This is a genomic window from Mycobacterium sp. E2989, from assembly GCF_001667595.1.
Classification (GTDB): Bacteria; Actinomycetota; Actinomycetes; order Mycobacteriales; family Mycobacteriaceae; genus Mycobacterium.
The window spans coordinates 1-23,299 of the sequence record NZ_LZJX01000082.1; the positions used below are offsets into that span (position 1 = coordinate 1).

Here is a 23,299-nt window from a genome sequence, read left to right on the forward strand (position 1 = left end):
ACCCGGCCGATCCGGCCGAATCCGGGGGCGGGCACCCCCCGGCTCCCCGGCGTGATCTCGTAGCCGCAGACCCGGGCCTCCAGCCGGGTGGACGCCCCCTGCCAGTCGCCGTCGGTGACCAACACCGTGCACCCCTTGCTGCGGGCCCGCGCCACCACCGCCCGCGCCCGGGTCTGCGGCACCCGGCGGCCGCCCAGGCCGAGGACCACCAGGTCCATACCGTCGACGAGCACCGCGGCCACCTCCACCGGATCGGTTCCGGGATCCGGTATCACCGCCAGCCGGCTCAGATCCGCCCCCATCTCCGCGGCGGCCAGCAATCCGATATCCGGCTGGCCGACGATTGCCACGTTGCCGCCCGCCGCCGTCACCGCGGCCACCACACCCAACAGCAGCGAGCGGGCGCCGGAGAGCACCGCCACCGTTCCGCGTGGCAGGGGCACGGGCAGCGACTCCGCCAGCCACGTCGGCAGGGCCAGTTGGGCTTCCGATTCCGGCAGCAGATCGTCGGCGCGGGCGGGGGCGGGCCCCGGCGCCTTGCCGGTGATCACGGCCATCCGCCGGCGAAGCGATTCGAGCTGCTCAGCGCGGGTTTCCCGGCCGGGATCGGTGGCGAAAGCCGCAGTCATGACGAGCCTCCTCCACCGCTGTTTTCGAAAGTATGTTCGACTGATTGAGAGTTAACACCCACCCTCCGACAACCGTCAAGAAACGTGAGAGGCTGCTTTATGCGGTCGATACTGGTGGGGCTGATGGTGCCTTTTTGCATCACTTTTCTCGCGCCGGCCCACGCCGCGCCCTGCCAACCTGCGGAGCTGTTCGCCGCCGACAACGCCGATCCCCTGTTCGAACCGCAGGCCGACATGACGATCGAGCTACACGGCGCGGCGGTGACGGGGTCGACCCCGCTCGACGGGGTGTACTGGTCGAGCGCGCTGCAGCGAACCACCCACGAGCGCTCGCGGGAATTTCATCTGTGCGGGGTCGACGGCTCGTCGCACACCGCCGCCGAGGCGCTGCGCCGCCAGTTCGACCAGGACGCGGTGCTGACCTTCGACTACCTGCCGCAGAACGCGCCGCGACAGAACGCGATCCTCATCGCCGTGCCGGGCGTCGACGTCGTGCGCCTCGGCGACGCGCTGGCGGCCGACCCGGTCGCCCGCGACCGCATCCGCGGCGGATCCGTCACCACGACCGACCACACCCTGATCCTGGTCGCCGAAGACGGCGACCGCGACATCGCCCGCGGGCTCGTCACCGCGGCCGGCGGAAACTGGGATGCGGCCATGATCACCTATGGCAGGCGTGAATTCGTCGAGTAGCCGCACACTCGCGGACTGGCTACTCCCACTCGATGGTGCCCGGCGGCTTGCTGGTGATGTCCAGCACCACGCGGTTGACCTCGGCCACCTCGTTGGTGATGCGCGTGGAGATGCGCTCCAGCACCTCGTAGGGCACCCGGGTCCAATCGGCCGTCATGGCGTCCTCGCTGGACACCGGCCGCAGCACGATCGGGTGCCCGTAGGTGCGGTTGTCGCCCTGCACTCCGACCGATCGCACGTCGCCCAGCAGCACCACCGGGCATTGCCAGATCAGGTTGTCGAGGCCGGCGGCGGTCAGCTCCTCGCGCGCGATCTCATCGGCCCGCCGCAACGTGTCCAGCCGCTGCGCGGTGACCTCACCGACGATCCGGATGCCCAGCCCGGGCCCCGGAAACGGTTGGCGCGCAACGATTTCCTCCGGCAGGCCGAGCTCACGCCCGACGGCGCGCACCTCGTCCTTGAACAGCAGCCGCAGCGGCTCGACGAGCTTGAACTTCAGGTCGTCGGGCAGGCCGCCGACGTTGTGGTGGCTCTTGATGTTGGCGGTGCCGCTGCCCCCACCGGATTCCACCACGTCCGGATACAGCGTGCCCTGCACCAGGAATTCGACGTCGGAGCCGCTCTCCCCCACGATGTCTCGCACCGCGCCCTCGAACGCCCGGATGAACTGGCGGCCGATGATCTTGCGCTTGCCCTCGGGGTTGGTCACCCCCGACAACGCCTGCAGGAAGGTATCCGCGGCGTCGACCGTGACCAGGTTGGCGCCGGTCGCGGCCACGAAGTCGCGCTGCACCTGATCCCGCTCGCCGGCACGCAGCAGTCCATGGTCGACGAAGACACAGGTCAACCTGTCGCCGATGGCGCGCTGCACCAGCGCGGCGGCCACCGCCGAGTCCACGCCACCGGAGAGCCCGCAGATCGCATGGCCGTCACCGATCTGTTCGCGCACCTGCTCCACCAGCGCGGTGGCGATGTTGGCCGGCGTCCACTCCGCGCCCAGCCCGGCGAAGTCGTGCAGGAAGCGGCTGAGCACCTGCTGCCCGTGCGGGGTGTGCATGACTTCGGGGTGATACTGCACACCGGCCAGTCGGCGGGCCCGGTTCTCGAAGGCGGCCACCGCCGCGCCCGCGCTGCTGGCCACCACGTCGAACCCGTCCGGCGCGGCCGTGACCGCGTCGCCGTGGCTCATCCACACCGGCTGCACGCTCGGCAGCCCCGAATGCAGTTCGCCCCCAGCGACTTTCAACTCGGTGCGGCCGTACTCACTGGTGCCGGTGTGGGCGACGGTCCCGCCGAGGGCCTGCGCCATGGCCTGGAATCCATAGCAGATGCCGAACACGGGCACGCCGAGGTCGAACACCGCCGGGTCGAGTTGCGGAGCGCCGGGCTCGTAGACGCTGGACGGCCCCCCGGAGAGCACCAGCGCCGACGGCTCCCGGGCCTTGATCTCGTCGATCGACGCGGTGTGCGGAATGACCTCGGAGAAGACCCGCGCCTCGCGGACGCGCCGGGCAATCAACTGCGCGTACTGCGCGCCGAAGTCGACGACCAGCACGGGCCGCGGCGGTGCCGCGGGCCCATCGACTTCAGCGGGTTCGGTCACGGCAGTGAGTCTAATAGTGGGCGCCAAACCCGCTGGCGGGCGCATCAGGGGGCTAAAGGTTCGATCCAGCTCCTGGTGTGGCTCAGCCGGGTACCTGCGGTTCCGTTGGTCTCGGGCATCAACTGGAATTCGACCGACATGGTCGGCAGGTGCGGGGCGTACTGCTCCCAGCACAACCGCCAGGGCGGTTCCAACGAGGTCACGCGGCACAGCGCGACGTCGTTGCGGCCGCCACCGTGACGAATCAGCCGAAACGACGTACCCACCTGGAGTCGTTCAACCTCAGCGGCGTGATCGACGGCGTCCCACGTGTCGTACCACTCCGCAATGCTCCTCACCGCGGTGATCAGGCCCCACACCTCGTCGGGCGGTGCGGCGAGGTAAATCGAGTCGGACAGCCTTTGGGTTTTGGGGCGATGGAAGATCATGTTCGCGGGCTTTCGGTGGGCGTCAGAATCGGAACGACTTCGGGCACTCGGGATCTCCGCGCCCGAGGCCGGACGCCTACCCGTCGCGGCCACCAGAACCAGCGTCCGAGCAGGGCGGCGATCGACGGCGTCATCAGTGACCGCACGACGAGCGTGTCGAACAGCAACCCGATGCCGACGGTGGTGCCAAACTGGCCGATGATTTGGAGATCGCTGAACACGAAGGACGACATGGTGAACGCGAACACCAGGCCGGCAGAGGTGACCACGGCCCCCGTTCCGCCCATGGCGCGGATGATGCCGGTTTTGATGCCGGCGCCCATTTCCTCTTTGAACCGCGAGACCAGGAGCAGGTTGTAGTCCGATCCCACGGCCAGCAAGATGATGACCGCCATCGCTATGACCAACCAGTGCAACGGAATACCGAGGATGTCTTGCCAGATGAGGACGGATAATCCAAACGATGCGCCCAGCGAGAGCACCACAGTCCCGATGATGACCAATGCGGCGATCACGCTTCCGGTGATGACCAGCATGATGATCAAGATCAGGCACGCGGCGGAGATCGCCGCGATCAGCACGTCGTATTTGGCCGCGTCGCTCATGTCCTTGTACGTCGCCGCCGTCCCGCCCAGGTATATTCTGGCGTCTTCCAACGGGGTCCCCTTCAGGGCGTGGCGCGCAGCCTTCTTGATCGCGTCGACGTGCGAGATGCCTTGTGGCGTCGCGGGATCCCCGTCGTGGGTGACGATGAGCCGGGCGGCCTTCCCGTCGGGCGAGAGGAACATCGCCAGGCCGCGTTTGAAGTCGGGGTTATCGAACACCTCGGGCGGCAGGTAGAAGGAGTCGTCGTTCTTGGCGCTGTCGAACGCCTGTCCCATCGCGGAGGCGTTCTGCTGCGCGGCGTCCATCTGATCCAGCAGGCCCGCGAAGGTGCTGTACATCGTCAACGTCATCGTGCGCAAGGTCGTCGTGGCGTCGATGATTGGCGGCAGGAGCGAGATTAGTTGCGGCATCAGGGCATCCAGCCGATCGGTATCGTTGACCAGGCCGCCAAGATCATCGGTGAGCTTGTCGACGCCGTCGAGCGCGTCGAAGGCCGATCGCAGCGCCCAGCAGACTCCGATGTCGAAGCAGTGCCGTTCCCAGTGCAAGTAGCCGCGCAGCGGCCGGAAGAAATCGTCGAAATCGGCGATGCGGTCGCGCACTTCGGTGGTGTCGGTAACGATCTGCTTGGTCTGGCCCGCTACGTCGTGTGTGGTTCCGGCGAGCTCGCGCATCAGCGTGAGCATGCGTTGCATGGTGTCGATGACACCGGTCATCTGATCCGCAATGGCCCGCATGTCCGCTATTCGGTCGTGCAGGTATTTCATGTTCTCGGTCAAGGTGGTGGCTTGCATGCTGATCTGGAAGGGAATGGAGGTGTGCGCGATCGGGGTGCCCAGCGGCCTGGTGATGGACTGGACCCGCGCGACACCATCGGCCCCGAAGACGCTTTTGGCCACCCGGTCCAGGACGAGCATGTCGGCGGGATTGCGCATATCGTGGTCGGTCTCGACGAGCAACAGGTCGGGATTGAGCCGCGCGGGCGAAAAATGCCGGTCGGCCGCGGCGTACCCGACATTGGATGGCGTGGTCCGGGGTAGGTAGTTGCGATCGTTGTAACTCGTCGTGAACGACGGCAGGGCCAACAGCCCGACCAACGCGGTCGCAAGGCTCGCCGCGAGTATCGGTCCCGGCCAGCGGACCACCGCGGTTCCCAGCCGTCGCCACCCCCGCGTCTTCATCTTGCGTTTGGGATCGAAAAGTCCGAAGCGACTGCCCAACGCGACGATCGCCGGACCCAACGTCAGGGCGCTCGCCACGATCGTGAGCATCCCGATCGCGCACGGCGCACCCAGCGTTTGGAAATAAGGCAACCGGGTGAAACTGAGGCAAAACATCGCGCCGGCGATGGTCAGCCCCGAGCCCAGGACCACGTGGGCGCTGCCGCGAAACATGGTGTAGTACGCGGCTTCTGCGTCCTGACCCGCCTGCCGGGCCTCCTGATATCGGCCAACGATGAAGATCGCGTAATCCGTGCCCGCGGCGATCGCGAGTATCGGGAGGATCTGCACCGCAAATGTCGATAGCCCCAGTAGGCCGTGACCGCCCAGGAAGGCGATCACGCCTTGCATTGCCGGCAGTTCGATGAAGACCATCAGAAGCGTCAGCACAACGGTGACCACAGAGCGATACACGATCAGCAACATCGCGACGATGACCGCGACCGTCACGCCCATCACCTTGCGGGCGCTCTTGTTACCGAATTCGAGCTGATCCGTGGTCACCGCTGCGGGGCCGGCGATGTAAGCCCTGACGCCGTCGGGCGCCTGGACGTTCGACACGATGCGCCGCACGGCGTCGACCGACTCGTTGGCCAGCGTCTCGCCTTGGCGGCCCACGAGGAAGACCTGAACGTAGGCGGCCCTGCCGTCGGCGCTCTGCGAGCCGGCCGCGGTGAGCGGATCGCCCCAGAAGTTCTGGATGTGCTCGACGTGCCGGTGGTCCTGCGCGAGCTTGCGGATCAGCTCGTCATAGAACCGATGCGCAGCATCACCCAGCGGGGCTTGGCCCTCGAGGACGACCATGACCGCGCTGTCGGAGTCGAATTCCTTGAACACCTCACCGACGCGCTTCATGGCCCGTATCGCCGGGGCATCGTCGGGGCTCATCGACACCGCGTGCGCCTCGCCGACCGCTTCCAGTTGCGGCACAGCGATATTGGTGACCGCGGCCAGCCCCAGCCAGAAAAGCAGGATGGGTACCGAAAGCCGGCGAACCGTGCGAGCGATCACGCGGACTTCACCAGGCAGAAAGTTTGGGGATGAATTCCCGCCACGGTTCGTTCGGCCCGAATGTCGCCGTTAACGGTGATCCGGCAACCGATGTTGTCGTCGTCGCCCTGCGCCACCACGTTGACGCTCACCGCGGGAGCGGTTGTGGCCACGCTGTAGGTCCACGGCAACCGGGTGCCGTCGACTCGTTGCGGCACGGCGTCGACGTCGAGGTAGTTGACGTCGGCCACGCTGCCAGCGGGGCCGAAGACCTCCAGCGTCACATGCTTGGGGTTGAAGGGTTTGATGTCATCGGCGCGGGCGCCGACGGCCGACGCGGTGGCCCGGGCACCGAAGGCACCGTGCAGCCGGTAGACGGCGAAACCCGCGACGACGACCAGGGCCAACACGACGAGCGGGATCCACGCACGTTTGACGATGGCCATCCTCCACCCCGCTCTTCCGACATAAGTTAGTTGCCCAACACATTAGGTCAACCGCCCCTCCAGCACAATAGCCGGATCGAACTGCGTATTTGCACCTCTCAAGCCAATCGCTTGCTTGATTGAGGTCGGCGATAGTAAGTTGTGTAACTAACGTGCTCATCCACGACGGCGCCGCGAACGGGCCACCAGAGAGGTCAAAACACCATGAGTATCAACACACATCGGTTCGGCCCCTGGGCGGTCGTGACTGGGGCGTCGTCAGGGATCGGGCGCGAATTCGCTCGCCAGCTCGCCACCGCGGGCATCAACGTGGTCCTCGTCTCGCGGCGCCTGACCGCGCTGGAGGAGCTTGGTGGCGCGCTGGCCCGGGAAAGCGGCGTCGACTTTCGCGCCGTCGGCGTCGACCTGTCCGACCCGGCGATGCTGACCCCAATCGCCAACGCCACCAACGACATCGACGTCGGCCTGCTGGTGTCGAACGCCGGCGCCGCCCTGCCCGGGCCGTTCCTAGACTCCGATCTTCAGGCGCAGCGGGCCATCCTGCGGCTCAACACCGCCGCGCACTTGGGCCTCACGCACCACTTCGGTGCACGGCTGGCGCGGCGCGGCCGTGGCGGCATCGTGCTGGTCTCCGCCCTGGGCGCGATACACGGCGTGCCGTACCTGGCGCACACCGCGGCGACCAAGGCGTACGTGGCCAGCCTCGGTGCCGGCCTGCACGGCGAGCTGGCCAAGCACGGGGTGCACGTCACGGTGCTGCACCCCGGGCCCACCCGCACGCCGGCGATCGCCCAACTCGGCCTCGACCCAGACAAACTGCCGATGCCGCCCATGGCCCCGGACGTTTGCGCCCGTGACGCACTGCGCGCGCTAGAGCGAAACCGGGCCCGTTGCATACCGGGCCGGCTCAACCGGGTGACCACCGCGCTAGTGCCCGCGACCGTCACCCGCTCGATGATGTCGCGCATGTTGGCGCGGCCCGCCGAGCTCAAAACGGCCGCCAATTAACATGGACAGGCCCATTTGTCTCGTCACCGGGGCCACCGATGGCATCGGCAAAGTCACCGCGACCGCGCTCGCCCGCGAGGGTTATGCCGTCGTGCTGGCCGCGCGCAGCGCGGCCAAGGCGGCGACCGTGACATCCGAAATCGTCGCGTCGACCGGCAACCGCGACGTCGACTACCTCACCGCGGATCTCGGGTCGCTTTCCCAACTGCGCGCGCTGGCCACGGCGTTCGCGGCGCGCTACCCGCGGCTGGACGTTCTGGTCAACAACGCCGGCGTCGTCATGCCGCAACGCGTGCTGACCGAGGACGGCTACGAGACGATGTTTCAGGTCAACTACCTCGCGCAGTTCTATCTCACCCAGTTGCTGCTCGACGCACTGGAGACGAGCCGGCAGGGCAGGGTCGTCAACCTGAGCTCGAGCGTGTACCGCGCCGGCAAGTTCGACCCGGACAACCTGCAAGGCGAGCGCCGGTTCTCCACCATCGGCGCGTACGCCTCGTCGAAGCTGTGCGTGCTGCTTTTCACCATCGAGCTGGCGCAGCGACTGGCGCCGACGCGCGTCACCGCGAACGCCGTGCACCCCGGGATCGTCAGGACGCCGATGATGCGTGAAGCGGAAGGGGTACTGCGCGCTATCTCTTTTGCGGCGCTGCCGTTTTCGCGGTCAGCGGACCGGGGTGCGGCCACGTCGGTGTTTCTCGCCGGCTCCCCCGCCGCGTCGCGGGTCTCCGGTCAGTACTTCACGAATGCCCCGCCGAAGAAGGTCAGGACCGCGTACAACACCCCGGAGTACCGCGACCACCTGTGGAACCTGAGCATGGACGCATGCCGTCTATAGTCCGTGAGTGATATGGCTGACTCAACCGGCAAGCGGGAGCGATTGATCGCCGCCGCGTGCGACCTGTTCTATCGCCAGGGCATAGCGGGCACCACACTGGCGCACATCGCCGAGGCCGCGCAGGTGCCCCTGGGCAACGTGTACTACTACTTCAAGACCAAAGACGACATCGTTGCCGCCGTAGCCGAGGCGCGCACCGAGGAGGTCCGATCCGCAACCGCCGCCCTGCAGCGCCGGCACGGCAGCCCCAAGGCGCGGCTCAAGGCACTCGTGGCGATGCTGGCGGAGTCGCGCCACACGATCGCCGACCACGGATGCCCGCTCGGAACACTGTGCACCGAACTCGCGAACCAGCCAGGCCGATCGCCCGACCTGACCGCTCCCATCATGCAGACGCTGCTGGACTGGGCCGAGCAGCAGTTCCACGCCATGGGCCGCCGCGACGCCCGCGAGCTGGCCCTCGAACTCGTCATCGCTTACGAGGGCAGCGCCGTTCTGACCAACGCCCTGGGGCAGCCCGAAGTGATGGCCCAACAAGCCCGCCGCCTCGAGAAGTGGATAACTGCACTGCAGGTGTGACGCGGCGCCATCACATCAGGTGTGTCGGTTGCGCGATGCCGAAGCGGGTGCCGGCGTAGCGCTTCAACGCCGCCGGACTGAAGTACACGTGCTGGCCGACCGTGTGCAGGTCCCGGAAGCATCGTTGCAGCGGGTGGTTCGCGTGCACCGCGTCGGCGCCGGTCAGGTGAAACGCCGCATCCACCGCGTGACGCGCCGCGCGCATCGCCTGTTGGGCGGCGAGCTGGAAGCCGGCGCGCTGCCCAAGCGTCGGCGGGTCGCCGGCGCACGCGCTTTCCCACAGGGCGGCGGCCTCGTCCAGAACGAAGGCCCGCGCCGCCCTCAAACCGGCTTCGGCACCGGCGAATTCGACCTGTGCGGCGGAATCCTGGGCGAGCGGCTCGAACGTGCCGGCACGCGTCTTCGTCGCCGCCAGCTCGGTGAATTCGTCCAGCGCGCGACGCGCGATCCCGAGCGGGACGCCCACGATCGCGACCCCGACGAGCGTGAAGAACGCCAGCCTCCACAACGGGCCGTCCTGGCGGGCCGGAGAGAAGAACGGGCTGATGGTGTGTTCCTCGTCGACCCGCAGGCCCCGGCCGACCAGGTCGTTGCTGCCGGTGGCGCGCAGCCCCAAAACGTCCCAGTTGTCGACGATTTCGGCTTCGGCGCGGGGGAAGAACGCCAGGCGCCAGTCGGGGCCCTGGTCGGGGATCATTCGCGGTGTGTCGCCGTCGAAGACGAACATCCCGGCCAAAACCCATTCGGCATGGCGACAGCCGCTGGCGAACGGCCACCGGCCGTCGACGGCGAAGCGCCCACGCCCGTCCGGGACGGCGCGCCCGGTGGGGGCGAACACCGTGGCCGCCAGGAAATCGGCGTCCGGCCCAAACAGCGCCGTGGCGGCGGCGGGTTCGAGCCAGGCGGTGAATGCCGGGCCGCCGGCGCCGATGGCCGCGATCCAGCCCGTCGATCCGTCGGCGCACGCCAGCTCCTCGATCATGTGGATGAATTCGGTTGGCGCCATTTCGAATCCGCCGAGCGAGCGCGGCTGTAGCGCCCGGAAGACACCGGCCGCACGCAGCCGCCCGACCAGATCGGGTGGCGTCGTCCCGAGCGCCTCCGCCTCGCCGGCGCGCCGGGTGATCTCGGGCGCCAGGGCACGCGCGACGTCCATGGGGTGGGCGCCTCCGGACAGGCCGACGGCGGGGCACGTTGCGGTGGTCATGTCATGCTCCTAATTCTGATACAGTAATCTGTAATAGATACAGGAGCATGTAACTAATTATGGGATCTGTCAAGGGCACGCCACCACGCCGCTACGACTCGACCCGCCGCCGCGAACAGGCGCAGCGCAACCGGGACGCGGTGCTTGCCGCCGCCCGGCGGCGATTTTTGGCCCAGGGCTACGCGACCACCACGATCGCCGAGATCGCGCGGGACGCCGCCGTGTCGGTCGAAACGGTGTACAAGGCCTTTGCGACCAAGGCGGGCGTGCTCAAGGCGCTGTTCGACGTCTCGGTGGCCGGCGACGACGAGCCGATCCCGATGGCCCAGCGCGACGTGATCCGCAACGTCATCGAGGCGACCGAGGCGGACCGCAAGCTACAGATCTACGCCGACCACCTGGCCGCCACCATGCCGCGCAGCGCTCCGGTGCAGCTGCTCGCGCGCGACGGCGCCGCGTCGTCACCCGACGCGCGCGAGGTGTGGCAGCAGATTCGGCAGGAAACTCTCAACGCCATGACGATGTTCGCGGCCGATCTGGCCCGCACGGGACGGCTGCGCGTCGGCTCGAAGCAAGCGCGCGACATCCTCTGGACGTATCACGCGCCGGAGCTCTACGAGCTCCTCGTGCTCGAACGGGGTTGGTCGGCCAAGCGATACGGCACGTTCATCGCCGACGCGCTCATCGGCGCGCTGCTCGAACCCGCGGATTGAGCGCTACAGCCCGAACGCCTGACGCACGCCGTCGACGGCCGCCGCATCGCCCGTCACCGCGATGCGCCGCGCCGCCGCCTTGCGCTTGGCCTCGCTCGCGCCGAGGCGGGCGGTCACCAGATCGGCCGCGGCGGCGGTGATCGTCGCCGACGGCTCACCACGCGCACCGGCCAGCCGCCCCTGCGTCACCGCGAAGTCGAAGCGCCGGCCGTCGATCTCGGCCCGGCACGTCGCCTCCAGCCCCGCGGCCTTGGCCGAGTCGAAGCCGAGCAGAATCCCGGCCAGAAACCCGTTGAGCGGAGAGACCGACTCGCCCTCGACCGGGTCCAGCCGGTCCAGGCCGAACCACGCGACGCTACGCAGCACGGGCAGCACCCGCTGCCAGCCCACGTCGCTGAGCGTGTACACGGTCCGCCCGATCGGGGCGGGCAGATCGGCGCGGTCGACGAGCCCCGCGTCCTGCAGTTCCTTGAGCCGCTCGGCCAGCAGATTCGTTGCGATGCCCGGCAATTCGGCGCGCAGGTCACTGTAGCGGCGGGGGCCGCCGACCAGCTCGCGCAAGATCAGCAGCGTCCACCGCTCGCCCAGGACGTCGAGCCCGAGCGCGATCGGGCAGTTCTGGTTGTAGGTCCGGCGGGTCGCCACCACCCCACCCTAGCACTTCAGACGCCTTTTTCAACTATTTGCTTGATTTTCTTGTCTACCAGCTTTAGGGTCTCGTCTATGCCCATCGCAAGCCGCGTCCGCAACCATCCGATAGCCGCGCTCGCCGTCATCTGCCTTGGTGTCTTCGTCATCAGCGTCGACGCCACCATCGTCAACGTCGCGCTGCCGACCCTGTCGCGCGAGCTCGGCGCCAACACCGCGCAGCTGCAATGGATCGTCGACGCCTACACCCTGGTGATGGCCGGCCTGCTGCTGTCGGCGGGCAGCCTGGCCGACCGATTCGGCAGGCTCGGCTGGCTGAACTCCGGGCTCGCGCTGTTCGCGGTCACCTCTGCCGTTGCGGCGCATACCGATTCGGCCAGCCAGCTGATCGCGGCGCGCGCCGCGATGGGGGTGGGCGCGGCGGTGATTTTTCCGACCACGCTCGGGTTGATCACCAACATCTTCACCGACCCGGTGGCGCGGGCCAAGGCGATCGGGCTGTGGGCGGCGATGGTCGGCGTCGGGGTGGCCGTCGGGCCGATCAGCGGCGGCTGGCTGCTCGAGCACTTCTGGTGGGGCTCGATCTTCATGGTGAACATCCCGATCGCCGTGCTGGCGATCGTCGGGGGCGTCCTGTTCGTGCCGACCTCGCGCGATCCCGCGGCGCCGCGCGTGGACGTCGGCGGCCTGATCCTGTCCGCGGCCGGCATCACGGCGCTGGTCTACACGGTCATCGAGGCGCCCACCTGGGGATGGACCAACGGCCGGACCGCGGGCGGGTTCGCCCTGGCCACAGCGATCCTCGTGGTGTTTGCGCTCTGGGAGCGGCGGACCCCCCAGCCCATGCTGGACATCTCGGTCTTCGCCAACCGGCGGTTCTCCGGCGGCAGCCTGGCGGTGACGGCCGGCTTCCTGACTCTGTTCGGCTTCATCTTCGTCATCACCCAGTACTTCCAATTCATCAAGGACTACACCGCTTTTCAGAGCGGGGTGCGGCTGCTGCCGGTCGCCGCATCCATCGCGCTGGCCAGCATCGCGAGCCCACGGCTGGTCGAGCGGGTCGGCACCACCGCCGTCGTCGCCGCCGGGCTGACCGTGTTCGCCGCCGGGCTGGCGTGGGCCTCCACGGCCGACGCAGCCACGCCGTACACCCAGATCGCCACCCAGATGCTGCTCCTCGGCGGTGGCCTCGGCCTGACGGTCTCGCCGGCCACCGAGGCCATCATGGGGTCGCTGTCCGCCGACAAGGCCGGGGTCGGCTCGGCCGTCAACGACACCACGCGCGAGCTCGGGGGCACGCTCGGTGTCGCGATCGCCGGCAGCATCTTCGCCTCGGTCTACTCGGGACACCTCGCCGCGTCGGCGTTGACCGGGCTACCCGCCGAGGCCATGCGGCAGTCGATGGCGCTGGCGCACAGCGTGATCGCGCAGCTGCCCGCGCAACGGGCGGTCGGCGTCCGCGCCGCGGTCGATCGCGCGTTCCTGGACGGCTTGCAGGTGAGCTCGCTGGTGTGTGCGGGCATCGCGCTGGGCGCGGCCATCGTCGTCGGCTGGTTATTGCCGGCACGCCAAGAAAGGGAGATTCGATGAGTAATCGGGTATTGGTAACCGGTGCCACGGGCAAGGTCGGCGGTGCCGTCGCCACCCAGCTGCTCGAAAGGGGCGTCCCAACGAGGGCGATGGTGCATCGCGACGACGCCCGCAGCGCTCAGCTGCGCCAGCTGGGCGCCGAGGTCGTGGTCGCGGATATGTTTGACATCAACCAGGTTTCGTCCGCGATGGACGGCGTCGACCGGCTGTATTTCAACCCTCCCTATCACCCCCACGCCCTGGACAGCGCGGTCGCGTTCGCGGTCGCCGCCCGGCGCGCCGGCGTGGAAGCGGTGGTGGCGCTTGGGCAATGGCTGGCCAGCCCCGAGCATCCCTCCCTGATGACGCGGCAGGCCTGGCTCACCGACAAGCTGTTCGAGCTCCTGCCGGACACCGCGCACGTGGCCGTCGACCCGGGCTACTTCGCCGACAACTACCTGCAGCTGATCGGAATGGCCGCCCAGCTGGGAGTGTTGCCGACGCCGACCGGGGGCCGCCGAAACGCCCCACCCTCCAACGAGGACATCGCCCGGGTCGCCGTCGGGGCGCTGCTCGACCCCCACCGCCACGACGGCCGCGCCTACCGCCCGACCGGACCGGCATTGCTGTCCGGCGCGGAGATCGCCGATGCCGTCGGGGAGGCGCTGGGCCGGCGCGTGCGCCACATCGACATCCCCCCGTGGATGTTCATGCGGGCGGTGCGCGTCAGCGCGCGGCGCCTCGGGGCCGACCTGTTCTTCCAGTCCGGCCTGCGCCACTACCTTCCGGAGTACGCGCTGGGAACGTGGGAGGTGGGTGGCCCGACGACGCATGTCCGCGACGTCGCGGGCGTCGAGCCCGAAGACTTCCTGACGATAGCGCGCCGCTACGCCACCGGTCCCGAAACACGCCGCACCCCAGCGAATTTCATCCATCAGCTGGGCATCTTCCTGTTGACCGGGCTGGTGCCGATGCGCCGGCTGGACAGGTTCGACCGGCTCCAACAACATCCACGCCCTGCACATCCCACATTCTCGGGCGAGTCCTTGGGGTGGCGACAAGAACACCTGGCGACATTCGAACCGGAAAGGGCGATAGCACGATGAACACCACACCGGCTGCCAGCGGCAGCACCTATGTCCTCGGCCATGCCGACGTTGAGGTGCGGCGGCTGCTCCTGCAGGGGCGGCTTTACAACGACTACACCGAGCACGCGCTGCGGCTCGCGGGCCTGCGCCCGGGCATGCGGGTGCTCGACATCGGCAGCGGCCCCGGCGACGTGTCGTTCATCGCCGCCCGGCTGGTCGGTCCGACCGGCAGCGTGCTCGGGGTGGACGCCGCACCCGACATGGTGGAGCTGGCCCGCGCCCGCGCCGCCGAACAAGGCATCGGCACAACGCGTTTCACCCAATCCGCGATCGACGCGATCACGCTGGACGAGCCGGTGGACGCGGTGATCGGCCGGCTGATCCTCATGCACCTGCCCGACCCGGCCGACACGCTGCGGCGCCTGAGTCAGTCCGTGCGGCCCGGCGGCGTCATCGCGTTCTCCGAGAACGACATTCAATCGGCGCGCAGCGACCCGGACACGCCGCTGTTCGGTCAGGTGATAGCGGGGATCGTGCGGGCCTTCGAGGCCATGGGCCTGTCCGCGCGGTTCGGCACCACGCTGCACACCATATTCGCCGAGGCCGGCCTGGGTTCGCCTGAGCTGACCGTCGGCGCCCCGATCGGCACGGCCGCCCGCACCGACATCCTGGCCTACGGCGCGGAAGTCTGGCGGCTGGTCTCCCCCATCGCGCAACAGGGCGGCTTCGCCATCGACGAGGTCGCCGACATCGACGAGTTCGTGCCGCGTTTCCGCGAGGAGGTGCTCGCGGCCAATGCCCTCATCACGATGCCGCCCATCATCACGGCATGGGTGCGCAAATGAGCAACGTCATCCAAGAGCAATACTCAACCGGCCTGTCGCGGAACAACATCGAGCGCGCGCTGGTCGTTGCCGGCAAGGACCTCGACCGCCTCGAACCCGCCGACCTGGCGCTGCTGGAGGACTTCCACACCATGGGCCGCATCGCCACCGCCCAACTGGTGGACCTGGTCGAGATCGGCGCTGAAAGCGAAGTGCTCGACGCCGGCAGCGGGGTCGGGGGTACCGCCCGCTACGTCGCCGCGCGCTACGGCTGCGCGGTCACCGCCGTCGATCTCACCGACGAATACTGCGACACGCACCGCTGGCTCAATCGCCTTGTCGGCCTGGATGACCGGATATCCGTCCACCGAGCCGACGTGACCGACCTGCCGTTCCCCGACGGGACGTTCGACGTGGTCCTGAGCCAGCACGTCCAGATGAACGTCGCGGACAAGGCGCGCCTCTACTCCGAAGCGCGCCGCGTCCTCAAGGCCGGCGGGCGGCTCGCCCTGTGGGACATCACGACGGGAGATCGCGGCCCGCTCGACTATCCGCTGCCGTGGGCCGACAACCCCGGGCGCAGCCACCTGGTCACCCCCGATCAGTTGCGCGCCGCCGTCGAGTCCGCGGGTTTCACCGTCGCGCACTGGAACGACCGCACCGACGAGGCGGTCGCGCTGATGCGGGCCCTGCTGGCACAGCCCGCCAACCCGCTGGGGCTGCACGCCTTCGTCGCCGACTTCGACACCAAAGTCCACCACCTCACCCAAGCGCTGGCCGACGGACGGCTGCGCGCCATCCAGGCCGTGTGCGAAGGCTGAAAGACGTGTCCCCCAACGAGATTGCCGACCGGCGCTACACGATGACGTGGAGCGGTGGTCGCGGCGAGGTGAAGTTTCTACGTCGCCGCGACGGATCGCGGTTGCGTTACTTCACGACGGGCACGGGGCCGCCGCTGGTTTTGCTGCACACCGTGCGGACGCAGCTCGACTACTTCCAGCGGGTGTTGCCCGAGCTGTGGGACGAATTCACGGTTTACGCGCTGGATCTGCCCGGGATGGGATGGTCGGACATCGTGCCGGGCGCGCGCTACGACCAACCGGAACTGTGCGGCGCCGTCGTCGAATTCGTCGAAGCCCTCGACCTGCGCGACGTCACGCTGGCCGGTGAATCGATGGGCGCCGCGATCGCGCTGCTGGCGTCGATGGACCTGACCGGTCGGGTGCGCAACGTGGTGGCCGTCAATCCCTACGACTACCCGGGCGGCCTGGAGCGCGGCAACTGGTTCGCCCGCGTGATCGGGACGGCCGTCCGCCTGCCCGGCACCGGACCCGTTTTCGCCCGGCTGGAAAACCGCCCGATCCTCGCCGGTGTGCTGGCCGGCGGCTTCGCCGACCGCCACGCGCTGCCCGGCGGGTTCCTCGCCGAGCTGCGCCGCAGCGGACGCCGCCGCGGCTACCCCCGGGTCAACCGGGCCATCATGCGCAGCCTCGCCGGATTCGTCGCCGCGCGAAGCCGCTACGCGCGGGTGAGCGTGCCCGTCACGCTCGTCTACAGCGAGCGCGACTGGTCGCGCGCGGCGGAGCGCGAGCACGTCGCCGCCCTGCTGACCGCGGACGCCGTTACCGTGCCGGGCGTCGGCCATTTCTCGGCCCTCGAAAGCCCGGGGGAAATGGCCCGCCTCATCCGGGAAAGCCGTCGGCGCACATAACAGGCGCCCAAGGTGGCGCGCGGATTGCTCGGCATGGTGGAGTGGGTATCGCTTACCTAGTCCGTCAGACACTAGAGAGCGAGGTCCGCCGGTGCATTCTTTGGGTCTGCCCGAGAAAGTGCATGCCTGTCTGTTCGACCTCGATGGGGTGCTGACCGATACCGCCAGCGTCCATACCAAGGCCTGGAAGACCATGTTCGACGACTTCCTGTCCGAACGGGCCAAGCGCACCGGGGAGGAGTTCGTTCCCTTCGACGCGGCCGCCGACTACCGCAAATACGTGGACGGCAAGAAGCGCGAGGACGGCGTCCGCTCGTTCCTGCAGAGCCGCGGCATCGATCTGCCCGACGGCAGTCCCGACGACCCGGACGACGCCGACACCGTGTACGGGCTGGGCAACCGCAAGAACGACGCGTTCCAGAAGGTGCTACGCAAGGACGGCGTCGAGGTGTTCGAGGGGTCGCGACGTTACCTGGAGGCGGTCTCGGAGGCGGGCCTGGGCATCGCGGTGGTGTCCTCGAGCGCCAACACCCGCGACGTCCTGGAGATCACCGGTCTGGACCGGTTCATCCAGCAGCGGGTGGACGGCGTCACGCTGCGCGACGAGCACATCGCCGGCAAGCCGGCCCCCGACTCCTACCTGCGGGGCGCCGAGTTGCTCGGCGTCGGCGCCGACGAAGCGGCCGTTTTCGAGGACGCCATCTCGGGCGTGCAGGCCGGCCATGCCGGTAATTTCGGCTACGTGGTGGGCGTCGACCGGGTGGGGCAGGCCGAGGATCTGCGGCGCAACGGCGCCGACGTGGTGGTCACCGACCTCGCCGAGCTGCTGCAGTCATGATCACCGACGAAGCCTTCCCCGTCGATCCATGGCTGGTCAGCGAAACCAAGCTCGACCTGAACCTGTTGGCACAGTCCGAATCGCTGTTCACCTTGTCCAACGGGCACATCGGGCTGCGCGGCAATCTGGACGAGGGTGAGCCCTACGGCCTGCCCGGCACCTACCTGAACTCCTTCTACGAAATCCGGCCGCTGCCCTACGCCGAGGCCGGGTACGGCTACCCCGAGGCCGGCCAGACAATCGTCGACGTCACCAACGGCAAGATCATCCGCCTGCTGGTCGAGGACGAGCCGTTCGACGTCCGCTACGGCGAATTGCTCTCGCACGAACGGGTTCTCGACCTGCGCGCGGGGACGATGGCCCGCCACGCGCATTGGCGCTCGCCCGCGGGCAAGGAAATCAAGCTGGTGTCCACCCGACTGGTGTCGCTGGCGCAACGCGGCGTGGCCGCCATCGAATACGTCGTGGAAGCGGTCGGCGATTTCGTCCGGGTGACGGTGCAGTCCGAACTGGTCACCAATGAGGACCAGCCCCAGACGTCGGGCGACCCGCGGGTGGCGGCCATCCTGGAAAGCCCCCTGGTGGCCGTCGACCACGAAAACACCGACACCGGGGCGCTTCTCATGCACCGCACCCGCAGCAGCGCCCTGATGATGTCCGCCGCGATGGATCACGAGATCGACGTTCCCGGTCGCGTCGAGTACAGCACCGACGCGCGCGAAGACCTGGCGCGAACCACCGTGATCTGCGGGCTGCGCGCCGGGCAGAAGCTGCGCATCGTCAAGTACCTCGCGTATGGCTGGTCGAGCATGCGCTCGCGCCCCGCGCTGCGCGACCAGGCCGCCGCCGCCATCCACAGCGCCCGCTACAGCGGCTGGCAGGGGCTGGTGGACGCGCAGCGCAAGTACCTGGACGAGTTCTGGGACTGCGCGGACGTCGAGGTCGAGGGCGATCCCGAGTCCCAGCAGGCCGTGCGGTTCGGGCTGTTTCACCTGTTGCAGGCCAGCGCGCGCGCCGAGCGCCGGGCGATCTCGGCCAAGGGACTCACCGGGACCGGCTATGACGGCCACGCCTTCTGGGACACCGAGGGCTACGTGTTGCCGGTGCTCACCTACACCGCGCCGCACGCGGTTGCCGACGCGCTGAAGTGGCGGGCGTCGACGCTGGACCTCGCCAAGGAGCGGGCCGCCGAACTCGGCCTCGAAGGCGCCGCCTTCCCCTGGCGCACCATCCGCGGGCAGGAGTGCTCGGCGTATTGGCCGGCCGGCACCGCGGCCTGGCACATCAACGCCGACATCGCCATGGCGTTCGAGCGATACCGCATCGTCACCGGCGACGAGGAACTGGAAAAGCATTGCGGCCTAGGGGTTCTCGTCGAAACCGCCCGCCTCTGGGTCACCCTCGGCCACCACGACCGGCATGGCGTCTGGCACCTCGACGGGGTCACCGGCCCCGACGAGTACACCGCGATCGTGCGCGACAACGTCTTCACCAACCTGATGGCCGCGCACAACCTGCGGACCGCCGCCGAGGCCTGCAACCGCCACCCCGAGGTGGCGGAGGCGCTGGGCGTCACCACCGAGGAGACGGCTTCCTGGCGCGACGCGGCCGACGCCGCCAACATCCCCTACGACGCCGGCCTGGGGGTGCATCAGCAGTGCGAGGGCTTCACCACGCTCGCGGAATGGAACTTCCAGGAGAACCACTCCTATCCGTTGCTGTTGCACGACCCCTACGTGCGGCTCTACCCCGCGCAGGTGATCAAGCAGGCCGACCTGGTGCTGGCGATGCAGTGGCGCAGTCACGCGTTCACCCCGGAACAGAAGGCGCGCAACGTCGACTACTACGAGCGGCGCATGGTGCGCGATTCGTCGTTGTCCGCGTGCACCCAGGCGGTGATGTGCGCCGAGGTCGGACACCTGGAACTGGCGCACGACTACGCCTACGAGGCCGGGTTGATCGACCTGCGCGACCTGCACCACAACACCCGCGACGGCCTGCACATGGCCTCGCTCGCGGGCGCGTGGACGGCGTTGGTGGGCGGCTTCGGCGGCCTGCGCGACGACGAGGGCATCCTGGCGCTGGATCCCGCACTGCCCGACGGCATTTCGCGGCTGCGGTTTCGGCTTCGGTGGCGCGATTTCCGGGTGACCGTCGACGTCAACCATTCCGACGTCACGTACACGGTGCGCGACGGGCCGGGCGGCCAACTCACCATCCGGCACGCCGGCGAGGATGTCACCCTTAGCACCGACGCGCCCAAGACCTTCGCGGTGCGCCAACGCAAACCACTGCTGCCGCCCCCGCAGCAGCCGCCGGGTCGCGAGCCGCTGCACCGCCGGGCGCTGACCCGCAAGAAGTGAGCATCAGCCGGGGTTGAGCAGCCGCCCCGCCTCGGCGGTCGCCGCCATTCGTATCTCGGCGTCCGTCAGCTCGTCGATTCCGGTCGCCGCGCGCAGGATCGGCGCGAACAACCGCCAGCCGAATTGCAGCGCAAGCGCGTTCGCGACGGCGCGCCGCGCCCCGGCCTCGTCGTCGTGATGGGGCAACACCGAGTCGAGTAACGCCGCGATGGCGGGAAAGCGCGTCTGCAGCTGACCCGCCGGATACCCGTCGAGCAAGGCCCTGGCCATCACGCGCATCTGCCGGTCCAAAGCCCGGTCCAGTTCGCCGGCGGGCGCGTCGGCGCTCAGCAGGGCGCCGACGTCGGCGCTGAGGTGATCCAGCACCGCGCCGATCAGTTGTTCCTTGGTACCGAAGTGGCGAAACAGCAGCCCGTGGTTGACGTTGGCTCGAGCGGCGATGTCGCGGATCGAGGTGGCCGCGGGTCCGCGCTGCGCGAACAGGTCGGTGGCGGCCGCCAGGATCGCGGCGGCGACCTCGGCCCGACCCGTCGGCATTTTCCCGGCGGCCCTTGCGGACGATGTAGTCATACGACTACAGTACTCTATGTAGTCAGATGACTACGCCCCTTTAACAGTAGGAATGATGAAAATGATCGGTCAGATAACCGTCACCAAGCTGGGCAGCCGCATCGGCGCCCGCGTCGACGGGGTGCGCCTCGGGGGCGACCTCGACGCGGCCGCGATCGAGAAGATCCAGCAGGCGCTGCTGGCCCACAAGGTGATCTTCTTCCGCCACCAGCACCAGCTCGACGACGAGCAGCAGCTGGCGTTCGCCGGGCTGTTGGGCACGCCCGTCGGCCACCCGGCCGCCGAGGCGCTCGCCGCCAAGCACGCGCCGGTGATCACCCCGATCAATTCCGAGTTCGGCAAGGCGAACCGCTGGCACACCGACGTCACGTTCGTCGCGAACTATCCCGCGGCCTCGATCCTGCGTGCCGTCACCCTGCCCCGCTACGGCGGTTCGACGCTATGGGCCAACACCGCCGCGGCGTATGAGGACCTGCCCGAGCCGCTGGCCTGGCTCGTCGACGACCTGTGGGCGCTGCACAGCAACCGCTACGACTACGTGACCGCCGAAGCCGTGGGCATGACCGACGCGCAGCGGACGTTCCGGCAGGCCTTCGAGAAACCGGACTTCCGCACCGAGCATCCCGTCGTGCGGGTGCACCCGGAGACCGGCGAGCGCACGCTGCTGTTGGGAGATTTCGTGCGCGGGTTCGTCGGCCTGGACAACTACGAATCAACCGTGCTCTTTGACATGCTGCAGCGGCGAATCACCATGCCGGAGAACACCATTCGCTGGAACTGGGCGCCGGGTGACGTCGCCGTCTGGGACAACCGGGCCACCCAGCACCGCGCCATCGACGACTACGACGACCAGCCGCGGCTGATGCACCGCGTGACCCTGATGGGCGACGTGCCCTTCAACGTGCACCGGCAACGCAGCCGGGTGGTCAGCGGCGCCCCGCTCGAGGCGATCGCGGGCTGACCGAAGCTAGCCGGCGTCGGCGGCGGAGCGCACCGGGGTGATCGGCAACCAGCGCAGCGCACCGGGCGCGGTTGCCGGCACCACGGGCTGCCTCGGTGCGATCGGGTCCAGCCGGCGGTACGCCTGGCCCTGCGGCGGACGCTGATCGTCCTCGCCCTTGTTGGGCCACAACGAGGCGGCCCGTTCGGCCTGGGCGGTGATGGACAGCGACGGGTTGACGCCCAGGTTCGCCGAGATCGCGGCGCCGTCCACCACGAACATCGTGGGGTAGCCGTAGACCCGGTGGTAGGGGTCGATGACCCCGTTGTCGGGGGCGTCGCCGATCGCCGCGCCGCCGAGGAAGTGCGCGGTCAGCGGGATGTTGAACAGCTCGCCCCAGGTGCCGCCGGCCACGCCGTCGACCTTTTCGGCGATGCGCCGGGTCACCCTGTTGCCGACGGGGTTCCAGGCCGGGTTTGGGTCGCCGTGCCCCTGCTTGCTGGTGTACCAGCGGATGCCGAGCTTGCCGCGTTTGGTGTAAGTGGTGATCGAGTTGTCCAGGTGCTGCATGACCAGGGCGATCAGGGTGCGCTCGCTCCATTGGTGGACGTTGAGCATCCGCATCATCCGGCGCGGGTCCTCGCGGGCCTGGTCCAGCAGTTGCTTCCAGCGCGGCACGTCGGTGCCCTCGGGACCGGTGCCGTCGGTCATCAGCGTCTGCAGCAGCCCCATCGCGTTGGAACCCTTGCCGTAGCGGCAGGGCTCGACGTGGGTGTCCGAGGTCGGATGGATCGACGACGTGATCGCCACGCCGTGGGTCAGGTCCAGGTTCGGGTCGACCTCGAGCTTGCCGGCGCCGACAATCGACTCGGAGTTGGTCCGGGTCAGCACGCCCAGCCGCTCGGAGAGCCGCGGCAGCTTGCCCTTGTCGCGCATCTTGAACAGCAGATGCTGGGTGCCCCAGGTGCCCGCGGCCAGGATCAGGTGCGTCGCGGTGTAGGTGCGCCGGTCCCTGCGCAGCCAGCTTCCGGTGCGCACGGTGCGCACCTCCCACACTCCGTCGGGACGCTGCTGGAATCCCTTGACGGTGGTCATCGGAATGACTTGTGCCCCAGCCGATTCGGCGAGGCCGAGGTAGTTCTTCAGCAGCGTGTTCTTGGCGCCGTACCGACAGCCCGTCATGCAGCAACCGCACTCGAGGCAGCCGGTGCGCTCCGGTCCCGCGCCGCCGAAGTATGGGTCGGGCACGGTCTTGCCGGGCGTCTTGGTGCCGTCCGGGCCGAAGAACACCCCCACCGGGGTGGGCACGAAGGTGTCACCGCAGCCCATCTCGTCGGCGACTTCCTTCAGGACGCGGTCGGCGTCGGTGAAGGTCGGGTTGGTGACCACCCCGAGCATCCGTTTCGCCTGCTCGTAGTGCGGCATCAACTCGTCGCGCCAGTCGGTGATGTGCGACCACTGCCGGTCGGCGAAGAACGGCTCCGGCGGCACGTAGAGCGTGTTGGCGTAGTTCAGCGACCCGCCGCCCACGCCGGCGCCGGCCAGGATCAGCACGTTCTTCAAGGGATGAATCCGCTGAATGCCGTAGCAACCCAGCCTGGGCGCCCACAGAAACCTGCGCAGGTCCCAGGACGTCTCGGCGAAATCCTCGTCGGCGAAGCGCCGGCCGGCCTCCAATACGCCTACGCGGTAGCCCTTTTCGGTCAGCCGCAGCGCGCTGACGCTGCCGCCGAAACCCGAACCGATGATCAGAACGTCGTAATCCGGCCTCATCGCACCAGTATGGCC

22 protein-coding genes are annotated in these 23,299 nt (G+C 68.6%); 13 read left to right on the forward strand and 9 right to left on the reverse strand.

Translation table 11 applies throughout. From position 1 onward, the window contains the following. Positions 1-629: hypothetical protein (locus A5680_RS14595; protein WP_067820425.1), on the reverse strand; the 629-nt coding region annotated here is incomplete at its 3' end. Positions 630-728: 99 nt separating this feature from the next. Between A5680_RS14595 and A5680_RS14600 the strand changes: the two genes are divergently transcribed. Beyond that, complete coding sequence (locus tag A5680_RS14600) at positions 729-1,322, forward strand: hypothetical protein (protein WP_369827665.1); 594 nt, start codon at positions 729-731, stop codon at positions 1,320-1,322. 19 nt (positions 1,323-1,341) lie between these two features. Here the strand turns inward: A5680_RS14600 and guaA are convergent, their stop codons facing one another. From guaA to A5680_RS14620, 4 genes are all read right to left on the reverse strand, one after another. Next, positions 1,342-2,877, reverse strand: a complete 1,536-nt coding sequence (gene guaA, locus A5680_RS14605; protein ID WP_067820429.1) for a glutamine-hydrolyzing GMP synthase — start codon at positions 2,875-2,877, stop codon at positions 1,342-1,344. A gap of 92 nt (positions 2,878-2,969) precedes the next feature. Further along, positions 2,970-3,353, reverse strand: coding sequence for an SRPBCC domain-containing protein (locus A5680_RS14610; RefSeq protein ID WP_067820432.1), 384 nt, complete (start codon positions 3,351-3,353; stop codon positions 2,970-2,972). After that, positions 3,350-6,208: an MMPL family RND transporter gene (locus A5680_RS14615; RefSeq protein WP_197499797.1), complete on the reverse strand. Its 2,859-nt coding sequence runs from the start codon at positions 6,206-6,208 to the stop codon at positions 3,350-3,352. Before A5680_RS14615 ends, A5680_RS14610 begins: the two co-directional genes overlap by 4 nt. After that, entirely contained in the window at positions 6,187-6,615 is a 429-nt protein-coding gene (locus A5680_RS14620; protein ID WP_055401323.1) for an MmpS family transport accessory protein, read from the reverse strand. The genes A5680_RS14615 and A5680_RS14620 overlap by 22 nt, the downstream gene beginning before the upstream one ends. Positions 6,616-6,819: 204 nt before the next feature. Here A5680_RS14620 and A5680_RS14625 point away from each other — a divergent pair, with 204 nt between their 5' ends. The 3 genes from A5680_RS14625 to A5680_RS14635 are packed head-to-tail and all read left to right on the forward strand — an operon-like array spanning position 6,820 to position 9,040. Next, entirely contained in the window at positions 6,820-7,623 is an 804-nt protein-coding gene (locus tag A5680_RS14625) for an SDR family oxidoreductase (RefSeq protein ID WP_067820437.1), read from the forward strand. A 1-nt stretch (position 7,624) separates the two neighbouring features. Beyond that, entirely contained in the window at positions 7,625-8,461 is an 837-nt protein-coding gene (locus A5680_RS14630; protein ID WP_067820440.1) for an SDR family oxidoreductase, read from the forward strand. 12 nt (positions 8,462-8,473) lie between these two features. Further along, the gene (locus A5680_RS14635) at positions 8,474-9,040 is read left to right on the forward strand and encodes a TetR/AcrR family transcriptional regulator (RefSeq protein ID WP_055401329.1); all 567 of its coding nucleotides are present in this window, start codon (positions 8,474-8,476) and stop codon (positions 9,038-9,040) included. Positions 9,041-9,050: 10 nt separating this feature from the next. Here A5680_RS14635 and A5680_RS14640 read toward each other — a convergent pair whose 3' ends face one another. Then, complete coding sequence (locus tag A5680_RS14640; protein ID WP_197499795.1) at positions 9,051-10,247, reverse strand: acyl-CoA dehydrogenase family protein; 1,197 nt, start codon at positions 10,245-10,247, stop codon at positions 9,051-9,053. 59 nt (positions 10,248-10,306) lie between these two features. Between A5680_RS14640 and A5680_RS14645 the strand changes: the two genes are divergently transcribed. Continuing rightward, positions 10,307-10,960, forward strand: a complete 654-nt coding sequence (locus tag A5680_RS14645) for a TetR/AcrR family transcriptional regulator (RefSeq protein ID WP_067820447.1) — start codon at positions 10,307-10,309, stop codon at positions 10,958-10,960. Positions 10,961-10,963: 3 nt separating this feature from the next. Here A5680_RS14645 and A5680_RS14650 read toward each other — a convergent pair whose 3' ends face one another. Next, positions 10,964-11,605: a helix-turn-helix domain-containing protein gene (locus A5680_RS14650; RefSeq protein WP_067820492.1), complete on the reverse strand. Its 642-nt coding sequence runs from the start codon at positions 11,603-11,605 to the stop codon at positions 10,964-10,966. Between the two features lie 78 nt (positions 11,606-11,683). Between A5680_RS14650 and A5680_RS14655 the strand changes: the two genes are divergently transcribed. The 7 genes from A5680_RS14655 (at position 11,684) to A5680_RS14685 (ending at position 20,001) form a co-directional block, all read left to right on the forward strand. Then, positions 11,684-13,198 (forward strand): DHA2 family efflux MFS transporter permease subunit, encoded by a 1,515-nt coding sequence (locus A5680_RS14655; protein WP_067820450.1) that lies wholly within the window; start codon positions 11,684-11,686, stop codon positions 13,196-13,198. Then, positions 13,195-14,283 (forward strand): NmrA family NAD(P)-binding protein, encoded by a 1,089-nt coding sequence (locus A5680_RS14660; protein WP_067820452.1) that lies wholly within the window; start codon positions 13,195-13,197, stop codon positions 14,281-14,283. Before A5680_RS14655 ends, A5680_RS14660 begins: the two co-directional genes overlap by 4 nt. Beyond that, a complete protein-coding gene (locus A5680_RS14665; protein ID WP_067820455.1) occupies positions 14,280-15,110 on the forward strand; it encodes a methyltransferase domain-containing protein in 831 nt (276 codons plus the stop codon). Before A5680_RS14660 ends, A5680_RS14665 begins: the two co-directional genes overlap by 4 nt. After that, positions 15,107-15,910 (forward strand): class I SAM-dependent methyltransferase, encoded by an 804-nt coding sequence (locus tag A5680_RS14670; RefSeq protein ID WP_082970377.1) that lies wholly within the window; start codon positions 15,107-15,109, stop codon positions 15,908-15,910. The genes A5680_RS14665 and A5680_RS14670 overlap by 4 nt, the downstream gene beginning before the upstream one ends. A 5-nt stretch (positions 15,911-15,915) precedes the next feature. After that, positions 15,916-16,800: an alpha/beta fold hydrolase gene (locus tag A5680_RS14675; protein WP_231965028.1), complete on the forward strand. Its 885-nt coding sequence runs from the start codon at positions 15,916-15,918 to the stop codon at positions 16,798-16,800. Positions 16,801-16,891: 91 nt separating this feature from the next. After that, positions 16,892-17,638 (forward strand): beta-phosphoglucomutase family hydrolase, encoded by a 747-nt coding sequence (locus tag A5680_RS14680; protein WP_197499796.1) that lies wholly within the window; start codon positions 16,892-16,894, stop codon positions 17,636-17,638. Continuing rightward, positions 17,635-20,001, forward strand: a complete 2,367-nt coding sequence (locus tag A5680_RS14685; protein ID WP_067820462.1) for a glycoside hydrolase family 65 protein — start codon at positions 17,635-17,637, stop codon at positions 19,999-20,001. Before A5680_RS14680 ends, A5680_RS14685 begins: the two co-directional genes overlap by 4 nt. Positions 20,002-20,004: 3 nt before the next feature. Here the strand turns inward: A5680_RS14685 and A5680_RS14690 are convergent, their stop codons facing one another. After that, complete coding sequence (locus tag A5680_RS14690) at positions 20,005-20,571, reverse strand: TetR/AcrR family transcriptional regulator (RefSeq protein ID WP_067820465.1); 567 nt, start codon at positions 20,569-20,571, stop codon at positions 20,005-20,007. 61 nt (positions 20,572-20,632) lie between these two features. Between A5680_RS14690 and A5680_RS14695 the strand changes: the two genes are divergently transcribed. Beyond that, positions 20,633-21,532 (forward strand): TauD/TfdA family dioxygenase, encoded by a 900-nt coding sequence (locus tag A5680_RS14695; protein ID WP_067820498.1) that lies wholly within the window; start codon positions 20,633-20,635, stop codon positions 21,530-21,532. A gap of 6 nt (positions 21,533-21,538) precedes the next feature. Here A5680_RS14695 and A5680_RS14700 read toward each other — a convergent pair whose 3' ends face one another. Then, positions 21,539-23,284: a GMC oxidoreductase gene (locus tag A5680_RS14700; RefSeq protein ID WP_055401351.1), complete on the reverse strand. Its 1,746-nt coding sequence runs from the start codon at positions 23,282-23,284 to the stop codon at positions 21,539-21,541. Between the last annotated feature and the right edge of the window lie 15 nt (positions 23,285-23,299).

Excerpts from the sequence above, each read along its gene's own strand:
- A5680_RS14690 (WP_067820465.1), bottom strand. The coding sequence starts at position 20,571 with ATGACTACATCGTCCGCAAGGGCCGCCGGGAAAATGCCGACGGGTCGG.
- A5680_RS14700 (WP_055401351.1), bottom strand. The coding sequence starts at position 23,284 with ATGAGGCCGGATTACGACGTTCTGATCATCGGTTCGGGTTTCGGCGGC.
- A5680_RS14640 (WP_197499795.1), bottom strand. The coding sequence starts at position 10,247 with ATGACCACCGCAACGTGCCCCGCCGTCGGCCTGTCCGGAGGCGCCCAC.
- A5680_RS14630 (WP_067820440.1), top strand. The coding sequence starts at position 7,625 with ATGGACAGGCCCATTTGTCTCGTCACCGGGGCCACCGATGGCATCGGC.
- A5680_RS14695 (WP_067820498.1), top strand. The coding sequence starts at position 20,633 with ATGATCGGTCAGATAACCGTCACCAAGCTGGGCAGCCGCATCGGCGCC.
- A5680_RS14670 (WP_082970377.1), top strand. The coding sequence starts at position 15,107 with ATGAGCAACGTCATCCAAGAGCAATACTCAACCGGCCTGTCGCGGAAC.
- A5680_RS14645 (WP_067820447.1), top strand. The coding sequence starts at position 10,307 with ATGGGATCTGTCAAGGGCACGCCACCACGCCGCTACGACTCGACCCGC.
- A5680_RS14620 (WP_055401323.1), bottom strand. The coding sequence starts at position 6,615 with ATGGCCATCGTCAAACGTGCGTGGATCCCGCTCGTCGTGTTGGCCCTG.
- A5680_RS14635 (WP_055401329.1), top strand. The coding sequence starts at position 8,474 with ATGGCTGACTCAACCGGCAAGCGGGAGCGATTGATCGCCGCCGCGTGC.
- A5680_RS14660 (WP_067820452.1), top strand. The coding sequence starts at position 13,195 with ATGAGTAATCGGGTATTGGTAACCGGTGCCACGGGCAAGGTCGGCGGT.
- A5680_RS14625 (WP_067820437.1), top strand. The coding sequence starts at position 6,820 with ATGAGTATCAACACACATCGGTTCGGCCCCTGGGCGGTCGTGACTGGG.
- A5680_RS14600 (WP_369827665.1), top strand. The coding sequence starts at position 729 with ATGCGGTCGATACTGGTGGGGCTGATGGTGCCTTTTTGCATCACTTTT.
- A5680_RS14655 (WP_067820450.1), top strand. The coding sequence starts at position 11,684 with ATGCCCATCGCAAGCCGCGTCCGCAACCATCCGATAGCCGCGCTCGCC.
- A5680_RS14665 (WP_067820455.1), top strand. The coding sequence starts at position 14,280 with ATGAACACCACACCGGCTGCCAGCGGCAGCACCTATGTCCTCGGCCAT.
- A5680_RS14610 (WP_067820432.1), bottom strand. The coding sequence starts at position 3,353 with ATGATCTTCCATCGCCCCAAAACCCAAAGGCTGTCCGACTCGATTTAC.
- A5680_RS14685 (WP_067820462.1), top strand. The coding sequence starts at position 17,635 with ATGATCACCGACGAAGCCTTCCCCGTCGATCCATGGCTGGTCAGCGAA.